The sequence below is a fragment of the Azospirillum humicireducens genome, from assembly GCF_001639105.2.
Taxonomy (GTDB): Bacteria; Pseudomonadota; Alphaproteobacteria; order Azospirillales; family Azospirillaceae; genus Azospirillum; species Azospirillum humicireducens.
In genome coordinates, this window is sequence record NZ_CP028903.1 from 514,124 (window position 1) to 532,482 (window position 18,359).

Below are 18,359 nucleotides of genomic sequence, written 5' to 3' on the forward strand. Positions count from 1 at the left end.
GATTTGAGTCCGCCCCGTCTGCGCGGGACGCGACCCGTAAGGAGCAACCGGCGTGCCAGTGCCCGCCCTTGCCGGCCAGCCTGCTAAGCTGTTGGAACTATGCGGTTCCATTGTTGGTCAGAGCCGCCGCTGTTCGGATTTCCGAACGCGCCTCGCGAGGGGCGTTCGGAAATCCGGATATGGGTTGCGTGCTGTTGCGGCGGCTTGAAGATCAGGCTTTCGGACTGTTGCGCAATTCCGCCTCACCTCGACGGCGAAGGGATAGGGAGAGACCCGCTCACTCCCTCACCACATAGGTGAAGTAACGGATCACGCCGTTGGCGTCGGTCTCGCGATACAGGCCCTGGATCTCGTTGTCGAAGCCGGGGAAGCGGTTGGCGCTTTCCTGGAAGACCTTCAGATAGTCGATCATCGGCTTGGCCCGCGCGTCCAGCCGTTCGCCGGGGACGATGGTGGCGATGCCCGGCGGATAGACCACCCACAGGGTGGTGGCGATGCGGCCGTCGATCTCGTCGATGGGCAGGTAATCCACGTTGTTGCGCACCAGATGGCGCGTCGCCTCGCGTGGCGGCATCGCCATGGTCGGCAGATGCTCCGGCCGGAAGATGGCGCGCTGCAGGGCGCTGGTGTTCTTCTCGCGGTAGAATGCGTGCATTTCCGCGCAGAGGTCGCGCAGGCGCCGGCCGATGTAATGGGCGCGCCGCTTGGCGACGAATTCGGGGATGACCTCCTCCAGCGGGGCGTTGTCGTCGTGCAGCCGCTTGAAGGCGACCAGACCGCTCAGCAGAGTGCCGGCCTTGCTCGATTCCACCCCCGGCGTCAGCAGGAACAGCAGGGAATTGAGGTCGTTCTTCTCCGGGACGATGCGGTTCTCGCGCAGGTATTGCGCCACCACCGGGGCCGGGATGCCGTGGTCGCCATAGGCGCCGCTGTGGCGGTCGAAACCGGGGGTCAGCAGGGTCAGCTTGTTGGGGTCGGTCATGGCATAGCCCGGCTCCACATGCTGGAAGCCGTGCCAGTGGGCGCCGGGGGCAAATTCCCAGTGCCGCACGTCGGTCGCCAGTTCGTCGGTCGGCACATCCTCCCACGCGGTCTCGACACCGTTGCGGGTGACGCGGTCGGGAACGAAGGGATCGAAGAACCAGCGCTTGGCCGGATCGCTCTCGCGCTCCTCGAACTCGCGGCGGATGGCGCGGATCTTCTTGCGCAGCTCGACGCCCAGCCGGATCGTGTCGTCCCAAAGGATCTCGCCCGACCGCCCCTTCATCATCTGCGCGCCGACATCCAGCGAGGCGAACAGCGGGTAGAAGGGCGAGGTCGAGGCGTGCAGCAGGAAGGTCTCGTTGAAGCGGCGATGCTCGACCCGGCGGCGCTGGCCCTTGATGTGGTTGTCCTTCACATGGATCTGCGAGGCCTGGGAGAAGCTGGCCAGTTGCTTGTGGGTGGACTGGGTGGCGATGATGCCGGGATGGCCGTCATGCAGCCCTTCCAGCCCCATGGCGAAATGGCCCTTGAACAGCGGGTGGAACTTCAGGAAGCCGGCCCAGGCCTCGTCGAACAGGATATAGTCGCAGAGCTTGCCGATCCGCTCCAGCATCATCTGGGCGTTGTAGATGGTGCCGTCGTAGCTGCATTGCTGGATCACCGCGGCGCGGAAGGGGCGTTCGCGCTTCCAGGCGTCGGGGTCCTTGACCAGCGGGTTGCGGCGGATGCGCTCGCGGATCGCCTCCTCGTCGAGTGCCTGCGGGTCGATGGGGCCGATCAGACCGTGGGCGTTGCGCTCCGTCTCCAGGAAGATCGGAATGCCGCCGCCCAGGAACAGGCTGCCGTGATGGGCCGCCTTGTGGTTGTTCCGGTCGAACAGCACGAGGTCGTCCTCCGCCACCAGCGCCGACAGCACGATCTTGTTCGAGGCCGAGGTGCCGTTCAGCACGAAATAGGTTCGCTCCGCACCGAAGATGCGGGCGGCCTCCTTCTGGGCCTGCAGAGCCGGTCCCTCATGGACCAGCAGGTCGCCCATCTCCAGCACCGAATTGTCGATGTCGTCGCGGAAGACCGCCTCGCCCAGATGCTCGACGAAGATGCGGCCGATCGGGCTGCGGCTGTAGAAAATGCCGCCATTGTGGCCGGGGCAGGTCCAGAGCTGGTTGCCCTCTTCCGCGTAATCGACGAGCGCTCCGAAAAAGGGAGTCTTCAGCGTGTCGGCATACTGCTTCAGCCTGCTGACCAGATTCTTGGCGATGAATTCCGGCGTTTCTTCGGCCAGGAAGATATAACCGTCGACCTGATTCAGCACGTCGACCGGAATATTCTCCAGCCGCTGGCGGCGGACCAGCAGGATGATCGGCATTTCCAGCCCGCGCTGGCGGGCGAAGGCGATCAGCGAGGCCTGCTTGCCGTCGGCCCCGCGCTTGCCCCAATCGACGATCATGCAGCCGATGGCGGCATCGGTGCGGATGGCGAGTTCGGCATCCTCGACCCGGCGGGCGCGGACCACCTCGAAGCCCATCCGCTCCACCTCCGACAGGATCTGCTGAAGCCGCATGCCCTCCAACTCGTCCACCTCGAAGGCGGGGGCGCAGACCAGGAAGTTGAAGCGGCGGAAGAAATCCATGCGACGGGTCTCCGGAAGGGCAGGGAGGAGAATGAAAAGAAATGCGGGTGGGGCCGGTGGCGGCGGTTACTCGGCCGCCGTCCGGATTCCGCGATGGTCGTGCGGCGGCTCGCGGTCAGCGGCTCCGAGTGCACGTTGCAGGAAAACACTGTCGGTCCAGCGTCCGAACTTGAAGCCGACATTGCGCAGGATGCCGGCCTGGACGAAGCCGCAGGATTCATGCAGCCGCAGCGACGGGGCATTGGCACTGTCCACCACCGCGATCATCTGGCGGCAGCCGGCGGCCGTGCAGGCCTCGATCAGCGCGGGCAGCAGCAGCCGGCCGATGCCGCGGCCCTGATGGTCCTTGTGGATGTAGATCGAGTGTTCCGCCGTGTAGCGGTAGGCCGGCCGCTTGCGGAAGGGGGCGGCATAGGCATAGCCGACGACCATCCCATCCAGATCGGCGACCAGATGCGGCAGACGCCGTTTCAGCATCGCCTTGCGGCGGCGCTTCAGTTCTTCCGGATGCGGCGGCTCGATGTCGTAGGGTCCGAGCCCGCGCTGGATGTGATAGCTGTAGATATCAAGCATCGCCGGCACATCCGATTCCGCCGAATTGCGGATGCGAACGATCGACGAACCCAGTGCCGCGGCCGGAAAGGAGCCGGTGGCATCGGTCGCCGGATTGGCGTTCGGTGTGGACATGTCGTACACGGGAGCTTCCTCTGGCAAGCAGCGTCGGCACGACCTCGCGCCCGCGCGCAACGCTACAGCAGCTCCATGACAGGCGTATGACGTCCGACGGTTTGGCCGCCTATTCGCCCAGACGCGACGACCAGTCCTCGACCTTGCCGCTCTCCACCCGCCGCCGGGCAAGATCGCGCCAGCCGGGAGCGAGCGGCTCCAACGCCGCGATGCCTGCCAGCGTCCGAACGTCGCCGGTGTCGTGATAGAAGGCACGCAGGATACGGGCCAGCGACCAGTCGGGCAGGGGGCGCTCGACCAGCAGGACGCTGTCGCCGGCCGCGGCGCTGCCCGGTTCCAGCACCCGGTAATACCAGCCGGTCCGGCCGGTGGCCTGCACCCGGCGCGCCATATCCTTCACGCCGAACCGGTGGTTCAGCTTCCAACAGGGCTGGCGGCCCTGGCTGACCTGGAGTGTCGCCGTTCCAATGCGGAACACATCGCCGACGCAGACCTCGTCCTCGGTCAGACCCAGCGTCGACAGGTTCTCGCCGAAGGCCCCGACCGATTCCAGCAAGGGGGCGGGGGAGGGCAGGTCGGCCAGCCATGCCGCGTAATGGTCGAACGGGTAATGATGGACGGCCTTGTCCGGTCCGCCGTGATGGCGGAGATCGGCCTGCTCGTCTCCGGCAAGACCAGCCGTCCCGATGGCGAGTGCGGTATCGACCGGTCGCTTGCCGATGGCGCTGAGCGCTCCCGGCTTGCCGAACGGAACCGCCTTGCCGATCAGCACGGCCTTCAGCGTCGTGGATGCGGTCATTCGCCTGCACCCCGTGGAGCGTGATTCAGCGCGGCTGGGGTAGCGATCGTCACGGGCGTCTCCGGTCTCATCGTCTCGCCTTTCCGGCACTATGCAGTCTTCTTCTTATCAGGTTCGGGATCTGGGGGTGAATGCGGCCGAACGGTGCCGACGGTCATGGCTCGTCTGCGTTGGCGTCAGGCAGCCGCTGACGAACGGCGCCCAACACAATGCCCGACCATCAGCGATCACCACATGTAAGCCATTGTGGTTGCAAGAAAGTTGCACTGCAAAATAGAGCCTGCCCCGCCCACAGCAAATAAAACACATAAGGAAACTTATGGAAATAATTTGTCGCCGGGATACGGCATCAGGGCGATGCCTGATCACCGATGACAGCTTTGGGCCAAGGGCCGGGGCAGCTTGCCTGTCCAGGCCCGTTTCTGACCAGCGGGGCTGACCGCGCTATCCAGTCGCAAAAATAAAGGGCGGTCCCGCGTTGTTGCCGCCGGGCCGCCCATAAGTTTGGTTCGGGAGGAAACGCAACCAAGTTGCAAGCAAAGGTATAGGACCAATATGGTTAACAACGGGTGAAGGGATGGAGAAAATCGCCTTCTACGACTATTTTGCGACCAGCCATACCGAATGGTTCCGCTTCGGCTTTGCTCTATCCGGTTCTCTGCCGAAAGGGCGGGGTGGCGCTGCCCTGCCCTGACGCGCTATGACAGACGCCCTTTCATGTCGTCACCAGTCCGCAGGATCCCTGCCTCATGCTGTCCATCAGCCAGCGCATCGCCGACGAACTGTCGGTCCGCGAGTCCCAGGTCGCTTCCGCCATCGCCATGCTCGATGAGGGATCGACCGTTCCCTTCATCGCACGTTACCGCAAGGAGGCGACCGGCGGCCTGGACGACACCCAGCTCCGCACCCTGGAGGAGCGGCTGGGCTATCTGCGGGAGCTGGAGGACCGCCGCGCCAGCATCCTGTCGACCATCCAGGAACAGGGCAAGCTCACGCCCGACCTGGAACGCCAGATCAAGCAGGCCGACACCAAGACCCGGCTCGAAGACCTCTACCTGCCCTATAAGCAGAAGCGCCGCACCAAGGCCCAGATTGCCCGCGAAGCCGGGCTGGAGCCGCTGGCCGACGCACTGCTGGCCGACCCGAGGAAACAGCCGGACGCCGAAGCCGCCGCCTTCGTCAATGCCGACAAGGGGGTCGCCGACGTCAAGGCCGCGCTGGACGGTGCCCGCCATATCCTGGTGGAGCGGTTCGGCGAAGATGCCGAACTGGTCGGCCGCCTGCGCACCGCCATGGCGGACAAGGGCGTTGTCAGCTCCAAGGTGATCGAGGAGAAGAAGGCTGAGGGCGCCAAGTTCTCCGACTATTTCGATTTTTCGGAGAACTGGTCGAAGCTGCCGTCGCACCGGGCGCTGGCGCTGTTCCGCGGCCGGGCGCAGGGTGTGCTCGACATCCGCCTGGATTTGCCGGTCGAAGAGGGCCAGCCGCACCCGGCGGAGAACACCATCGCCGCCCACACGGGCATCCGCGACCAGGGCCGTCCCGCCGATAAATGGCTGTCCGACGTGGTGCGCTGGACCTGGAAGCTGAAGATCGGCCCGCACATCGAAACCGACCTGATGGGGAGCCTGCGCGAACGGGCGGAGGATGAGGCGATCCGCGTCTTCGCCCGCAACCTGCACGACCTGCTGCTGGCTGCCCCGGCCGGCCAGCGCGCCACCATCGGGCTCGATCCGGGAATCCGCACCGGCGTGAAGGTCGCCGTCGTCGATTCCACCGGCAAGCTGGTGGAGACGACGACGGTCTACCCGCACCCGCCGCGCAACGACTGGGACGGAGCCATCGCCGTCCTGGCGGCGCTGGCGGCACGGCACAAGGTGGAACTGATCTCCATCGGCAACGGCACCGCCTCGCGCGAGACCGACAAGCTGGCCGCCGACCTGATGAAGCGCCATCCCGAACTGTCCCTGACCAAGCTGGTGGTCAGCGAGGCCGGCGCTTCGGTCTATTCGGCGTCGGAAACCGCGGCGCACGAGTTCCCCAACCTGGACGTCAGCCTGCGCGGCGCGGTGTCCATCGCACGGCGCCTGCAGGATCCGCTTGCCGAGTTGGTGAAGATCGAGCCGAAATCCATCGGCGTCGGCCAGTATCAGCATGACGTCGCTGGCGGCAAGCTTGCCCGCTCGCTGGACGCCGTGGTCGAGGATTGCGTGAACGCGGTCGGCGTCGATCTCAACACCGCGTCGATTCCGCTGCTGACCCGCGTGTCGGGCCTGAACGAAACCATCGCCCGCAACATCGTCGAGCACCGCGACCGCAATGGCGCCTTCCGTTCGCGCAAGCAGCTGCTCGACGTGGCGCGGCTGGGGCCGAAGACCTTCGAACAGGCTGCCGGCTTCCTGCGCATCCGCGACGGCGAGAATCCGCTCGACGGCTCGGCGGTCCACCCGGAAGCCTATCCGGTGGTTCAGCGCATCGTGAAAACCACCGGCCGCGATCTCGGCAGCGTCATCGGCGATGCCCGTTTCCTGCGCGGCCTGAGCGCCGAGGACTTCACCGACGAGCGCTTCGGCGTCCCGACGGTGGAGGACATCATCAAGGAGCTGGAGAAGCCCGGCCGCGACCCGCGCCCGGAGTTCAAGACCGCCACCTTCAAGGAAGGCGTGGAGGAGCTGAAGCACCTGCAGCCCGGCATGATGCTGGAGGGGGTCGTCACCAACGTCACCGCTTTCGGCGCCTTCGTCGACATCGGCGTCCACCAGGACGGTCTGGTGCACATCTCGCAGCTTGCCAACAGCTTCGTAAAGGACCCTCACACGGTGGTGAAGGCCGGCGACGTGGTCAAGGTGAAGGTGCTGGAGGTCGACATCCCGCGCAAGCGCATCGCCCTGACCATGCGCATGGGCGAGGAAGCCCCGCGCCCGGCGCGGCGGGAGGAGCAACGGGGGCCGGCGCGTCCGCCGCAGCAGCAGCAGGATCGCCGTCCGGCGGCGCCCGCGCCGAAGGTGGCGGCGAAACCTGTCAAGGCACCGGAGCCGGTCAACAGCGCCTTCGCCGAGGCGTTTGCCAGGGCGCAGTCGGGCAAGAAGAAGTAAGGGTCAGGGACGGGACACGGTGTCCGACATCAGGCGGACACCCAGCCCGCCGATGGCGGCCGCCGCCGCCCGGTCGACCCAACGCTTGGACCGCAGGTAGGCGGCGCGCGGCCGGCCGGCGGAAAATGCCGTGGCGACGATGGCGTACCAGCTGGTTTCGATCAGGAAAATTGCCGGCGGCAGGATGACGAACAGCCAGACCGGCGGTTCGGCCGGCATCAGAGCGGCGAAGATGCTGCCATAGACAAGCGCCGTCTTCGGATTGGTCAACTGAGTGAGCAGCCCGAACAGCAGCGGCCGCATCAGTCCGGCCGGCGCCGTCCGCCCCTCGTCCGCCACCTCCAGCGGAGCGGTCGCCCCGCTCCAGATGCGATACGCGAGATAGAGCAGATAGGTGCCGCCTGCCAGCTTCAGGAGCGCATAGAGCCAGCCGACCTGCGACAGCAGAGCATGCAGCCCCAGCAGGGCCAGGGACGCGAAGAACACGCCGCCGATCCCCATGCCGAGCGCGGTGGCCAGGCCGGCCCGGCGGGATACGGCGATGGAGGTGCGGGCGACCAGCACGAAGCTCGGACCCGGGCTGGCGGCGCCGACCGCTATTGCAGCTGCGATGCTGACGAAGGCAAGGACCGGATCCATGTATGCTCTCCCGCGGCTCGAAGGTAGAGACCATAACACAACCTCGGCAACGCGCATGCCAAACAAAAATTCCTGGAGAAACCTGCGGACTCTATGGTGTACNGTGAGGCTGCGAAGTCGCAGCGTCGCCTTGGACTCTGCCGTGGAGGCACCATCTGTGCGGCATGGAAACCGCCAAGGGGAGCACAACCATGATCGTCACCAGCACCGATTCCGTGGAAGGCCGCCCGGTCGCCCAGTATCTGGGCATCGTCGCCGGCGAGGCGATCATGGGCGTGAACGTGTTCCGCGACCTGTTCTCCTCCGTGCGCGACATCGTCGGCGGCCGGGCCGGCGGCTATCAGGCGGCTCTGCGCGAGGCGCGCGAGGCGGCCTTCGCCGACATGCAGGATGCGGCTCGCTCGCTCGGCGCCGACGCCATCGTCGGGGTGGATGTCGATTACGAGGTGCTGGGCAAGGAGAACGGCATGCTGATGGTGTCGGTCAACGGCACCGCCGTCCGCCTGCGCTGAGGCCGCACCTGACCGTAAGCGTCAGCAAAGCCGTCTGGACAGACACAACCGTATGGGTAGACTGCCCGTCCAGCAAACAATTGGGAGGGGGTTGCCCATGCCTCGGGTTGTCCGCGGGTCCACCTGGTCCGCTCGTCTCGGCGGGCTCGCCATGGCCGCATGCCTGTTCGGCGCGCTGCCGGCGTTGGCGCTGGACGGCATCGTCGAAAAGAAGGTTTTCGAGATGCCGTCCTACACCACCGTCGGCGGCGGGACGATCAAGAACGTCCGCATCGGCTGGGAAAGCTACGGCAAGCTGAACGAGGCGAAGGACAACGTCATCCTCATCACCCATTTCTTCAGCGGCAACAGCCACGCCGCCGGGAAATACAAGGCGGAGGATGCGGCTCCCGGCTATTGGGACAGCATCATCGGGCCGGGCAAGCCGCTCGACACCGACAAATACTTCATCATCAGCTCCGACACGCTGGTGAACCTGTCGCCCAAGGACCCCACCGTCGTCACCACCGGCCCGGCCAGCATCAATCCGGACACCGGCAAGCCCTATGGCATGAGCTTCCCCATCGTCACCATCAAGGACTTCGTCAATGTCCAGAAGGCGCTGGTCGACAGCCTGGGCATCAAGTCCCTGCAGGCGGTGATGGGCGGCTCGATGGGTTCGCTGCAGGCCTTCGAATGGGCGGCCGACCATCCGGACATGGTCAAGCGCGTCATCGCCGCCATCGGCGGGCCGGAGGCCGATCCCTTCCTGATCGGCTGGCTGAACCTGTGGGCGGCGCCGATCAAGCTCGACCCCAACTGGAACAACGGCGACTATTACGGCAAGGCGGAGCCGAAGGCCGGCCTGACCGAGGCGCTGAAGCTGGTCACCCTGCACGCCCGCCACTGGAAATGGGCCGACGCCGCCTTCGGCCGCAAATGGGCGGAAGAGGGCAAGGATCCGAAGGCTGCGATGGGCAACCAGTATGCCATCGAAGCCTGGCTGGACAAGGCGGCGTCCGGCCGCGCCGCGGTCAGCGACGCCAACCACTTCCTTTATCTGGTGAAGGCCAACCAGACCTTCGTCACCGGCAACGGCGCCTCGCTGGAAGACGGTTTGGCGAAGATCAAGGCGCCGGTCCTGCTGATCCCGTCGGCCGACGATCTCGTCTTCCCGCCCGACCGCAACATGCGCCCGCTGAAGGACCGGCTGGAAAAGCAGGGCAATGCGGTTGAGTACACCGAGTCGATCACCTCGACGCTCGGCCATCTGGACGGCGTGGCGAACATTGCCAAGGCGGGGGAGACAATCGCGCAGTTCTTGGCGAAGTGAGGGCCGGGGGCAGGCTTCGATGCCCCCTCCCCATCCCTCCCCCGCCTTTGGATCNCCGCGGAAGTTCAGCAGGCTCGGCGCCTTGTCGATGATCTCTTCCAGAATCAGCGACGCCGTCTCCAGCTCCCGCTCCAGCTCCGGGCCGAGCTTGCCCGCATAGTTCGGGCGCCGCAGCTTCTCCGCGGCGTCGTGCAGGCTGCGCAGCTCCGCGACGAAGATCTCGCGGGCGCCCATCGGTAGGATCGGGTTGGCCGACAGCACGAAGAAGAAGCGCATGCTGGCGCGCACCAGCAGCGCCAGCATCACGGTGTCGAGCTTCTCGAACTGGTCGCGCAGGTCGTCGGACCGGGCGTCGACCAGATTGCGCATGCGTTGCTCGATCAGGATCACCAGCGCCTGGAACTCTCCCACCTTGTCGCGGAAGTCACGGTAGGCGCCGAAGCTGTGCTTGCTCGCTTCATGCTCGGCCAGTTGGGCCAGCTTGGACGCTTCGCGGCACTGGCGCTCCAGGGCGCCCAGCAGTTCCTTGACCTCGGCTCGGGTATATTGGCGCTTGCTCATGGGAATCGATGGGGGCTCGGCTGGGTTCGGACGGACCGGCCCAAGCTATAGCACAACCCGCGGGCGACCACCTATGCCGCTCGCGGGTTTGCGCCGATCAATGGTCGGCCTTCACCGGCCCGCCCGGCCGCCGCACCAGCGGCATGAACAGCAGTGCGCCGAAGAACACCGCAGACATCAGCAGCATGGCGTCGTTGAAGGTCAGGATCAGCGCCTCGCGCTGGACCAGCCCGACCAGCCGGGACATCGCCGCGGCGGTCGGATCGGCCACCAGCCCGTCGAAGCGCTGGCTGAGATTATCCACCATCTGCTGCACCTCCGGCCGGGCGAGATTGACGTTGTCGCCAAGACGGTTCAGGTGCAGGGCGTTGCGGTCGGTCAGCACGGTGTTGATCGCCGCCAACCCGATGGCGCCGCCCAGGTTGCGCATCAGGTTGTACAGGCCCGACGCGTTCTTCAGCTTGTCCGGTGGCAGGGTGCCCAGCGCGACGCTGTTGATCGGGATGAAGCACAGCATCAGCGACATGCCGCGCACCGCCTGCGGCACGAACAGCTCCCAGAATCCGGTCTCGGCGGTGAAGTGGCTGTTCATCCAGACGCCGCTGCCGAACAGGATCAGCCCCAGCGCCAGCATGGCGCGCAGGTCCATCCGCTTCGACAGGGCGCCGGCGATGGGGGCCGACAGGAACTGGAAGGCGCCGGTCACGAACATGATCTCGCCGATCTGCAGGCTGTTGAAGCCGCGCACGCGCGCCAGGAACAGCGGCTGCAGATAGACAGATCCGTAGAGCCCGATGCCGAGGATGAAGCTGTAGAGCGACCCGATGGCGAAGTTGCGGTCGGCGAAGGCCCGAAGTTCCACGATGGGATTGCGGTAGGACAATACCCGCCAGAAGAAGCCGATGGCGGCCAGGGTGGCCACGACGGCAAGCGCCAGAATGACCTCGTCATCGAACCAGTCGTTGCGCGGCCCTTCCTCCACCACATACTCCAGGCTGCCCAGGAAGGCTGCCATCAGCAGCAGGCCGAGGAAGTCGAAGCCCTTGCGCAGCTCCGGATTCGGCCGGTCGACGTCGACCAGGAACCAGACCAGCAAGGTCACGACGATGCCGGGGATCACGTTGGCCAGGAACAGCCAGTGCCAGGACATGTGCTGGGTCAGATAGCCTCCCAGCGTCGGGCCGATGGTGGGGGCCATGGTGGCGACCAGCCCCATCATCACCGACACCCCGGCCCGCTTCTCCGGCGGGAAAATCATGAAGCTGGTGGCGAAGACCGTCGGGATCATCGCGCCGCCGATGAAGCCCTGGAGTGCGCGCCAGACGATCATCGATTCGATGCTGCCGGCGAAGGCGCAGGCGACGCTGGTCAGGGTGAAGCCGGCGGCCGCCACGGTGAACAGGATGCGGGTCGACATGATGCGCGACAGGATGCCGGACAGCGGGATCATCACGACCTCCGCGATCAGGTAGGAGGTCTGCACCCACGAGATCTCGTCGGCGCTGGCCGCCAGCCCCGCCTGGATCTCCGACAGCGAGCTGGAGACGATCTGGATGTCCAGGATCGCCATGAACATGCCGACGACCATCGCGAAGAAGCCGACGATGTCGCGTGTGGTGAGCGGGCGCATGCCCTGGGCCGGAGTCGCCATGGAACCGCTGCCTTGAATCGCGGCCGACGGAATCCCGTCCGGGGATGGCTCCGGCCAAAATGTCGCTTGGATGGTTGACGGGGGCGCCGCCCCAGAAGGGGGGAGGTGGGCGGCGCCCCCGCCGGACCGTGGCCGCCGTTACCTGGCGGCCACCGCCTGCTTGTCGGCGAGCGCGCCGAACACGCCACCGGCGGGCATATGCGGCAGGGCGTCGGCACCGCGGGTGTCGACCTCCGCCACCACCGACAGGCCGGGACGCAGCAGGCCGGCCAGCGCGTTGTCGCGCGGCAGGGCGATGCGCACGGGCACGCGCTGGACGATCTTGGTGAAATTGCCGGTCGCGTTCTCCGGCGGCAGCAGCGAGAATTTCGAGCCCGAGGCCGGGGCGAAGCTCTCCACCGTGCCCTCCAGGTGGCGGTCGGGGAAGGCGTCGACCGAGATGCTGACATGCTGACCGGGACGCATGCGCGACAGCTGGGTCTCCTTGAAGTTGGCGACCACATAGACGTCGGGCAGCGGAACCAGCGACAGCAGCTGAACGCCCGGCCGGGCATACTGGCCGACCTGGACGCCGCGGTTGCCGACCACGCCATCGACCGGCGCCCGTACCACGGTGTTCTCCAGGTCGATGCGCGCCGTCCGCAGCGTCGCCTCGGCCTGGGCCAGATGGGCCTCCGTCTCGGTCCGGGTGGCGTGCAGGACGTTGACCTGCTCGTTCTCCGCGGCGAGCGCCGCCCGCGACTTGGCGACCTGGGCCACTGCCTTGCGCAGGTCGGCGTCGGCGGTCTCCAGCTTCTGCCTGCTGGTCCAGCTGTCGTTGGCCAGCGAGCGGCTGCGCTCATATTCCTGCTGGGCGCGGCGCTGTTCGGCCTCGGCGCTCGCCAGCGTTGCCGCGGCCTGGTCGATCACGGTGCGCTGCAGCTCCAGCTTGCTGTCCAGCGTGCCGAGCGCCGCCTTCTGCGCGCTCACCGCAGCCTGTGCCTCCGCCACCTTGGCGCGGAAATCCTGGTCGTCCAGCACCGCCAGCACCTCGCCGGCCCGCACCAGCTGGTTCTCCGCGGCCTTCACGTCGCGGACATAGGCGGAGACCTTCGGGCTGACGACGGTGATGTCGCTCTGCACATAGGCGTTGTCGGTCGATTCCATGAACCGGCCTTCGCGCCACCAATTCTCGCCGGCAACGGCACCGCCGGCCAGCACGGCCAACGCGACGCCCGACAGAACGATCTTCCGCACGCCATTCGCCATTGTCTCTATCCCCAGTCCATCGCGGTCCGATCCCCCTTTTCCGGATGCGCTCTTGCCGGCGCCACGGAAAAGAAACTGAACCGTTCAGTTTAGTCTTGCCGGAAGATGGCGGACGGCCTATCTGTTGTCAAGATCGAACTGAACGGTTCAGTTTTTAAAAACAGCGTGTATGGGGGCTTGTCGGGCGATGCGGAACGCGGTAGGGGCCAGGAACATGGACTCAGGCGAGGCGCGTATGACCACCTTGGTTGCCCCCACTCCCGAAGCGGGTTCGAAGCCGGCCCAGATCATGGAGGCGGCGGGCGCCCTGTTCCTGGAGCATGGCTACAGCGCCGTCAGCATGGATGCGGTCGCCAAGAAGGCGAATGTGTCCAAGGCGACGCTGTACGCGCATTTCGGCAGCAAGGAAGAGCTGTTCCGGGCGATGGTGGCCTGTGAATGTGCCAATTCCGTGATGTCCGGCATCTGGGACGAGGCGATGCGCCTGCCGGCCACCGAAGGACTGCGGCTGATCGGGCGGACCTTCGTCCGCTTCATCGCCTCGGCCAAGGCGCTGGGGCTCTACCGCATGGTTCTGGGCGAGGTTCTGCGCCAGCCCCAACTCGCCCAGGCCTTCTATGAAAGCGGTCCGGCCGAGACCTTCCAGCGCGCCCAGGAGTTCATGGCCCATGCCGCCGGCACGGGGGAACTGGCGATCACCGACTGCGATCTCGCCACCCACCAGTTCTTCGGCTTGTTGAAGGCCAACATGCACATGAAGCTGCTTCTGTGCCTCAGCGAACGCCCGAGCGACGAAGAGTTGGAACGCTTCGTCGATGCCGCGGTCGACCTGTTCGCCAAGGGGTATGCGCCCGACAAGCGGTAAGACCCCGCTATCATTCTTGATAACAATAAACCAGCAATAGCAAGAACTTCCGGTCCTGAGTTCTCCCCGCGAGTCTTGTCAGCGGCATAGACTTCATATAGCGTGCCGAAGGCATACTGACGTAATCGGGCGTGGCGGACCGGTGGATGAACTTCGACACGACCTTCATCGCCCAGGTGATCACTGTCATCGGCTTTGCGGTGGGGTTTTCCATCGTGGTGGCGTCCGGCCGCTATCCACGCCATATCCGCAACTCACTGCGTGCCTACGCCTACGGCAAGTTTCTGCTGGGCGCGGCCTTTCTCATCGCCGGTCTGCGCGGCGACGAGATGCCGGAACTGTTCATTCCGCTGGCGAACGGCGTCGGGTTGGGCGGGCTGGCGATGAACTACACCTGCGTCCGCCATCTGCAGAACAGGCCGGTCCGGCGGTTCGTTCCGGTGGCGGTGGGGGGCGCGGTCGCTCTTGGTTGTCTGATGCTGCTGTTGGCCGGCGGCGACCTGTCCACGGTCCGCACCTTCGTCAGTTTCGCGGCTTCCGCCGTGCTGCTGCTCATCGCCTACGAGGTGCTGGTCCGCTACGAGCACCGCAGTGTTCCACACTATGTCACCGGCCTGCTGTCGGCGGCGCTTGCCGTCGTCTACCTTGTCCGCATGGGGGCCGGTCTCAGTCACGCGGCGCCGCTCGGCCATCTCGTCGATGACAATGTGGAGCGCGCGACCTTCCTGCTGTCCCTGCTGGGCACGGTGGTCGGCGCCATCAATTACATCCTGATGGCGAGCGACGAGTTCAACCGCGAACTGACCAAGCTGGCCCACACCGATGGGTTGACCGGAGCCCTCAACCGCCGCCGTCTGTTCGAGCTGGGCGAGATCGAGTTCCGCCGAGCCCGCCGGCATGGCGGGGAGCTGACGGTTTTGATCCTGGACATCGACCGCTTCAAGGCGATCAACGACCGGGCCGGCCATCCTTTCGGCGACCGGGTGATCCAGGCGGTGACGGAGTGCTGCGTCGGCCAGATCCGGGAGGAGGATTCCATCGGCCGCATGGGTGGGGAGGAGTTCGCCATCCTGCTGCCCGACACCGGGGCGGAGGCTGGCCGCATGCTGGCCGAACGGCTGCGCAGCGCCATCGAGCGGCAGTTGGCTCCGCTCGCTGCCCAGGGCGGGGTGACGGTGACCTGCAGCATCGGCGGCGTCAGCCTGACGCGCGAACACAGCCAGTTCTCAGACCTGATCGCCCAGTCCGACAGCGCGCTCTACGATGCCAAGAACGATGGCCGCAACCAGGTGCGCTTCTTCCAGGCCACAGCGCGGCGTACGGTGGCAACCGCCTGAGACGGCCCCTGCTCCTCCCTTCCGTCCATGCCCGACCGTGGCCGGTTAGAAAAATCGGCCGGTGCAAGGGCTGGCTTTACCCGCGAAGCGGCTTGCCGCATTATCCGGCCCGGTCACCTCCGGCCGCGCAGCCGGAGTTCATCCGCTACTGTCCCCTTTCCCGGCAACATCGGCGTACGGTCGTGGTTCTTTCCCATCTCGGCTCCGGCAGTCTGGAGCCGCAGCGGTCGCAGCTGACGCTCGGCACAAAGATCAGGCTCATCAACTGGGGGCTGGTCCTGCTGGTTTGCACGATCACCGGCGTCGGCGTCGGCCTGCTCTATTCCGCCGCCGGCGGCCATTGGAAGCCCTGGGCCCAGCCGCAACTGGTCCGTGCCATCCCCGGCATCGTCCTGATGCTGGGAATCGCGCTGGTGGATATCCGGCACCTGATGAAGTCGGCCTACATCATCTTCTTCATCGTCTTGTGCCTGCTGATCGCGGTGGAGCTGATGGGCCGCATCGGCATGGGCGCACAGCGCTGGATCGACCTCGGCTTTTTCCAGCTTCAACCGTCGGAACTGATGAAGCCGGCGCTGACCCTGGCGCTCGCCCGCTATTTCCATGGCGTGACCCTGGACCAGATCGGCCGTCCGCTGCTGCTGATCCCGCCCTTGCTGCTGGTCTTCACGCCGGTCGCCCTCGTGCTGATGCAGCCGAACCTGGGCACCTCGCTGCTGCTGATCCTGGGCAGCGGTGCGGTGTTCTTCGCCGCGGGGGTGCGGGTATGGAAGTTCCTGCTGGTGATCGGCGGCGGTCTCAGCGCCATTCCCATCGCCTGGGAATTCCTGCACGACTACCAGAAGCAGCGCGTCTACACCTTCCTCGATCCGGAAACCGATCCGCTCGGCGCCGGCTACAACATCCTGCAGTCGAAGATCGCGCTGGGATCCGGCGGATTGTTCGGCAAGGGCTTCATGTCGGGCTCGCAGAGCCAGCTGATGTTCCTGCCGGAAAAGCACACGGATTTCATCTTCGTCGTGCTGGCCGAGGAATTCGGGATGGTGGGGGCGCTGACGCTGCTGGCGCTCTATCTGTTGCTGTTCATCTATGGCTGGATCATCGCTCTGAACAGCCGCAGCCAGTTCGGCCGGCTGGTGGCGGTCGGCATGACCGCGCAGTTCTTCCTTTATGTCTTCGTCAATGTGGCGATGGTGATGGGGCTGATCCCGGTGGTCGGCATCCCGCTGCCGCTGGTGTCCTATGGCGGGTCGGCGATGATGACGCTGATGGTGGGCGTCGGCCTGCTTCTGAGCATGTCGGTTCACCGCGACGTGCGTATCCCGAAGAGCGGCGTCACCGACGACTGAAGGCCGACCATTGCCGGCAGGGGTAAGTCCGCCGAGAGTGGCCACACCCCGCCCGCGTCGTTGCCGCCCTGCCCTCCCCTCGCGATATGGGGGTGTGGGCCGACTGAAATTGCGCACCGGCCCGTTTCAGCGGGAGGACCAGCCATGCGCGACGACGCCACCGGACGATGCAGGCGGAAAGCAGGCATCATCGGCACCTTCATTGCCGGCGGGTTTTCGGCCCTGCTGGCCGGTGCCGGCGGACCGGCGCTGGCCGATGGGCTGTTCAGCCACCTCGGCGGCAGTTTCAGCGAGACGTCGGGGAAGTTCGAGGTCTCGCGCTGGCAGCGCTCCGATGGCTGGAAGGCCGGCGGGCATATGAACTGCAGTTGGAACCGTGCCAACGTCACCTTCGAGCCCGGCCACCTCGCCCTGTCGGTCAGCGACCAGATCGGCGGCCGGGACCGCTATTCCTGCGGCGAATATTCCACCCACCGCTTCTATGGCTACGGCAGCTACGCGGTGTCGCTGCAGGCGGTGAAGGCGGACGGGGTGATGACCTCGGTCTCCCACTATACCGGCCCGCCCTTCGGCGACCCGTGGGACGAGATCACCTTCGGCATCGCCGGCAAGGACACCAGCAAGCTGGAAATCAGCTGGGTCGCCAACGGCGTCGGGCACCGCAACACGGTGGTCGATCTCGGCTTCGACGCCGCCAAGGGCTTTCATAGCTACGGCTTCGACTGGAAGCCGGACGGCATCGTCTGGACGGTGGACGGCAAGCCGGTGCACAAAGCCGCCGCGAAGGATGGAGAGCCGCTGCCGCGCATGCCGGGCAGGCTGATGCTGCGCTTCTGGAGCGCGTCGGGCGATACCGAGTGGCTGCGCCGCTTCACCTATCCCGGCCATCCGCTGGCCGCCGAGGTCGCCGCGGTCAGCTATCGTGAAGACCCGGCCAATCTCAGCAACTGATCGGAAGCCGTCAGTCCAGCGCCTCGGCTCCCAGATAGGATTCGACCACGCGGGGGTCGGCCACGACCTCCGCCGGGGCGCCGTCGGCGATCTTCTCGCCATGGTCCAGCACCACGACCCGGTCGGACAGGGCCATTACCGCGCGCATGACATGCTCGATCATCAGGATGGTCAGGCCTTCGCGGCGGTTCAGGTCGCGCAGGACCCCGACCATGCGGTCGACCTCCGTCGGGCGGAGCCCCGCCAGCACCTCGTCCAGCAGGAGCAGGGTCGGCCGGGTGGCCAGCGCGCGGGCGACCTCCAGCCGCTTGCGGTCGGGCAGCGTCAGGCTGCGCGCCGGGCGGTTGGCCTGATCGGCCAGCTCCAGCCGTTCCAGCACGGCGCGGGCCTGGAGACGCGCGGTCTCCACCGACTTTTCGCGGGCCAGGGCACCGACGACGACATTCTCCTCGACCGTCAACTGGCCGAAGGGCTTGACGATCTGGAAGGTGCGGCCGATCCCGGCGGCGCAGACCTGGTTGGGCTTCAGCCCGGTCAGCTTGCGGCCCTTCAGCGTGACGCGCCCCTCGTCGGGCGGAAAGACGCCGGCGATCAGGTTGAAGGTGGTGGTCTTGCCGGCGCCGTTCGGGCCGATCAGGGCGAGGATGCGCCCCTCCGGCACGGTGAAGCTGACGTCGGCGACCGCCTTCAGCCCGCGGAAGCGCTTGGACAGGCCCTCGACCTCAAGCAATGCGGTCAT

14 protein-coding genes are annotated in these 18,359 nt (G+C 66.1%); 7 read left to right on the forward strand and 7 right to left on the reverse strand.

Translation table 11 applies throughout. The features are described 5' to 3' along the window. Positions 1–277: 277 nt before the first annotated feature. The 3 genes from A6A40_RS20000 to A6A40_RS20010 all read right to left on the reverse strand — a co-directional run bounded on the left by A6A40_RS20000 (position 278) and on the right by A6A40_RS20010 (position 4,100). Positions 278–2,614 carry an Orn/Lys/Arg family decarboxylase gene (locus A6A40_RS20000; RefSeq protein WP_108547640.1) on the reverse strand — a complete coding sequence of 779 codons (2,337 nt, stop codon included), beginning with the start codon at positions 2,612–2,614 and terminating at the stop codon, positions 278–280. 66 nt (positions 2,615–2,680) lie between these two features. Beyond that, the gene (locus A6A40_RS20005) at positions 2,681–3,301 is read right to left on the reverse strand and encodes a GNAT family N-acetyltransferase (protein ID WP_174718535.1); all 621 of its coding nucleotides are present in this window, start codon (positions 3,299–3,301) and stop codon (positions 2,681–2,683) included. A 109-nt stretch (positions 3,302–3,410) separates the two neighbouring features. Then, positions 3,411–4,100 carry an MOSC domain-containing protein gene (locus A6A40_RS20010; RefSeq protein ID WP_108547641.1) on the reverse strand — a complete coding sequence of 230 codons (690 nt, stop codon included), beginning with the start codon at positions 4,098–4,100 and terminating at the stop codon, positions 3,411–3,413. Between the two features lie 749 nt (positions 4,101–4,849). Between A6A40_RS20010 and A6A40_RS20015 the strand changes: the two genes are divergently transcribed. Next, entirely contained in the window at positions 4,850–7,195 is a 2,346-nt protein-coding gene (locus tag A6A40_RS20015; protein ID WP_108547642.1) for a Tex family protein, read from the forward strand. Between the two features lie 3 nt (positions 7,196–7,198). Here A6A40_RS20015 and A6A40_RS20020 read toward each other — a convergent pair whose 3' ends face one another. Then, on the reverse strand, positions 7,199–7,834 hold the full coding sequence (locus A6A40_RS20020; protein ID WP_108547643.1) for a LysE family translocator: 636 nt from the start codon (positions 7,832–7,834) through the stop codon (positions 7,199–7,201). A gap of 191 nt (positions 7,835–8,025) precedes the next feature. Here A6A40_RS20020 and A6A40_RS20025 point away from each other — a divergent pair, with 191 nt between their 5' ends. Next, a complete protein-coding gene (locus A6A40_RS20025; RefSeq protein WP_014188340.1) occupies positions 8,026–8,346 on the forward strand; it encodes a heavy metal-binding domain-containing protein in 321 nt (106 codons plus the stop codon). A 97-nt stretch (positions 8,347–8,443) separates the two neighbouring features. Beyond that, positions 8,444–9,658: an E22 family MetX-like putative esterase gene (locus tag A6A40_RS20030; protein ID WP_108547644.1), complete on the forward strand. Its 1,215-nt coding sequence runs from the start codon at positions 8,444–8,446 to the stop codon at positions 9,656–9,658. 658 nt (positions 9,659–10,316) lie between these two features. Here the strand turns inward: A6A40_RS20030 and A6A40_RS20040 are convergent. Together A6A40_RS20040 and A6A40_RS20045 are read right to left on the reverse strand one after the other, a co-directional pair. Next, positions 10,317–11,870, reverse strand: coding sequence for a DHA2 family efflux MFS transporter permease subunit (locus A6A40_RS20040; RefSeq protein WP_108547645.1), 1,554 nt, complete (start codon positions 11,868–11,870; stop codon positions 10,317–10,319). Between the two features lie 138 nt (positions 11,871–12,008). Then, complete coding sequence (locus A6A40_RS20045) at positions 12,009–13,118, reverse strand: HlyD family secretion protein (RefSeq protein ID WP_108547646.1); 1,110 nt, start codon at positions 13,116–13,118, stop codon at positions 12,009–12,011. A 235-nt stretch (positions 13,119–13,353) separates the two neighbouring features. Between A6A40_RS20045 and A6A40_RS20050 the strand changes: the two genes are divergently transcribed. From A6A40_RS20050 to A6A40_RS20065, 4 genes are all read left to right on the forward strand, one after another. After that, complete coding sequence (locus A6A40_RS20050; RefSeq protein WP_236783910.1) at positions 13,354–13,983, forward strand: TetR/AcrR family transcriptional regulator; 630 nt, start codon at positions 13,354–13,356, stop codon at positions 13,981–13,983. 146 nt (positions 13,984–14,129) lie between these two features. Next, positions 14,130–15,320: a GGDEF domain-containing protein gene (locus A6A40_RS20055; protein ID WP_108547648.1), complete on the forward strand. Its 1,191-nt coding sequence runs from the start codon at positions 14,130–14,132 to the stop codon at positions 15,318–15,320. Positions 15,321–15,502: 182 nt separating this feature from the next. Further along, positions 15,503–16,669: a rod shape-determining protein RodA gene (gene rodA / locus A6A40_RS20060; RefSeq protein WP_108547649.1), complete on the forward strand. Its 1,167-nt coding sequence runs from the start codon at positions 15,503–15,505 to the stop codon at positions 16,667–16,669. Positions 16,670–16,813: 144 nt separating this feature from the next. Continuing rightward, complete coding sequence (locus tag A6A40_RS20065) at positions 16,814–17,620, forward strand: family 16 glycosylhydrolase (RefSeq protein ID WP_108547650.1); 807 nt, start codon at positions 16,814–16,816, stop codon at positions 17,618–17,620. 10 nt (positions 17,621–17,630) lie between these two features. On the opposite strand, the gene A6A40_RS20070 is transcribed toward A6A40_RS20065, so the two are convergent. After that, complete coding sequence (locus A6A40_RS20070; RefSeq protein WP_108547651.1) at positions 17,631–18,359, reverse strand: ABC transporter ATP-binding protein; 729 nt, start codon at positions 18,357–18,359, stop codon at positions 17,631–17,633.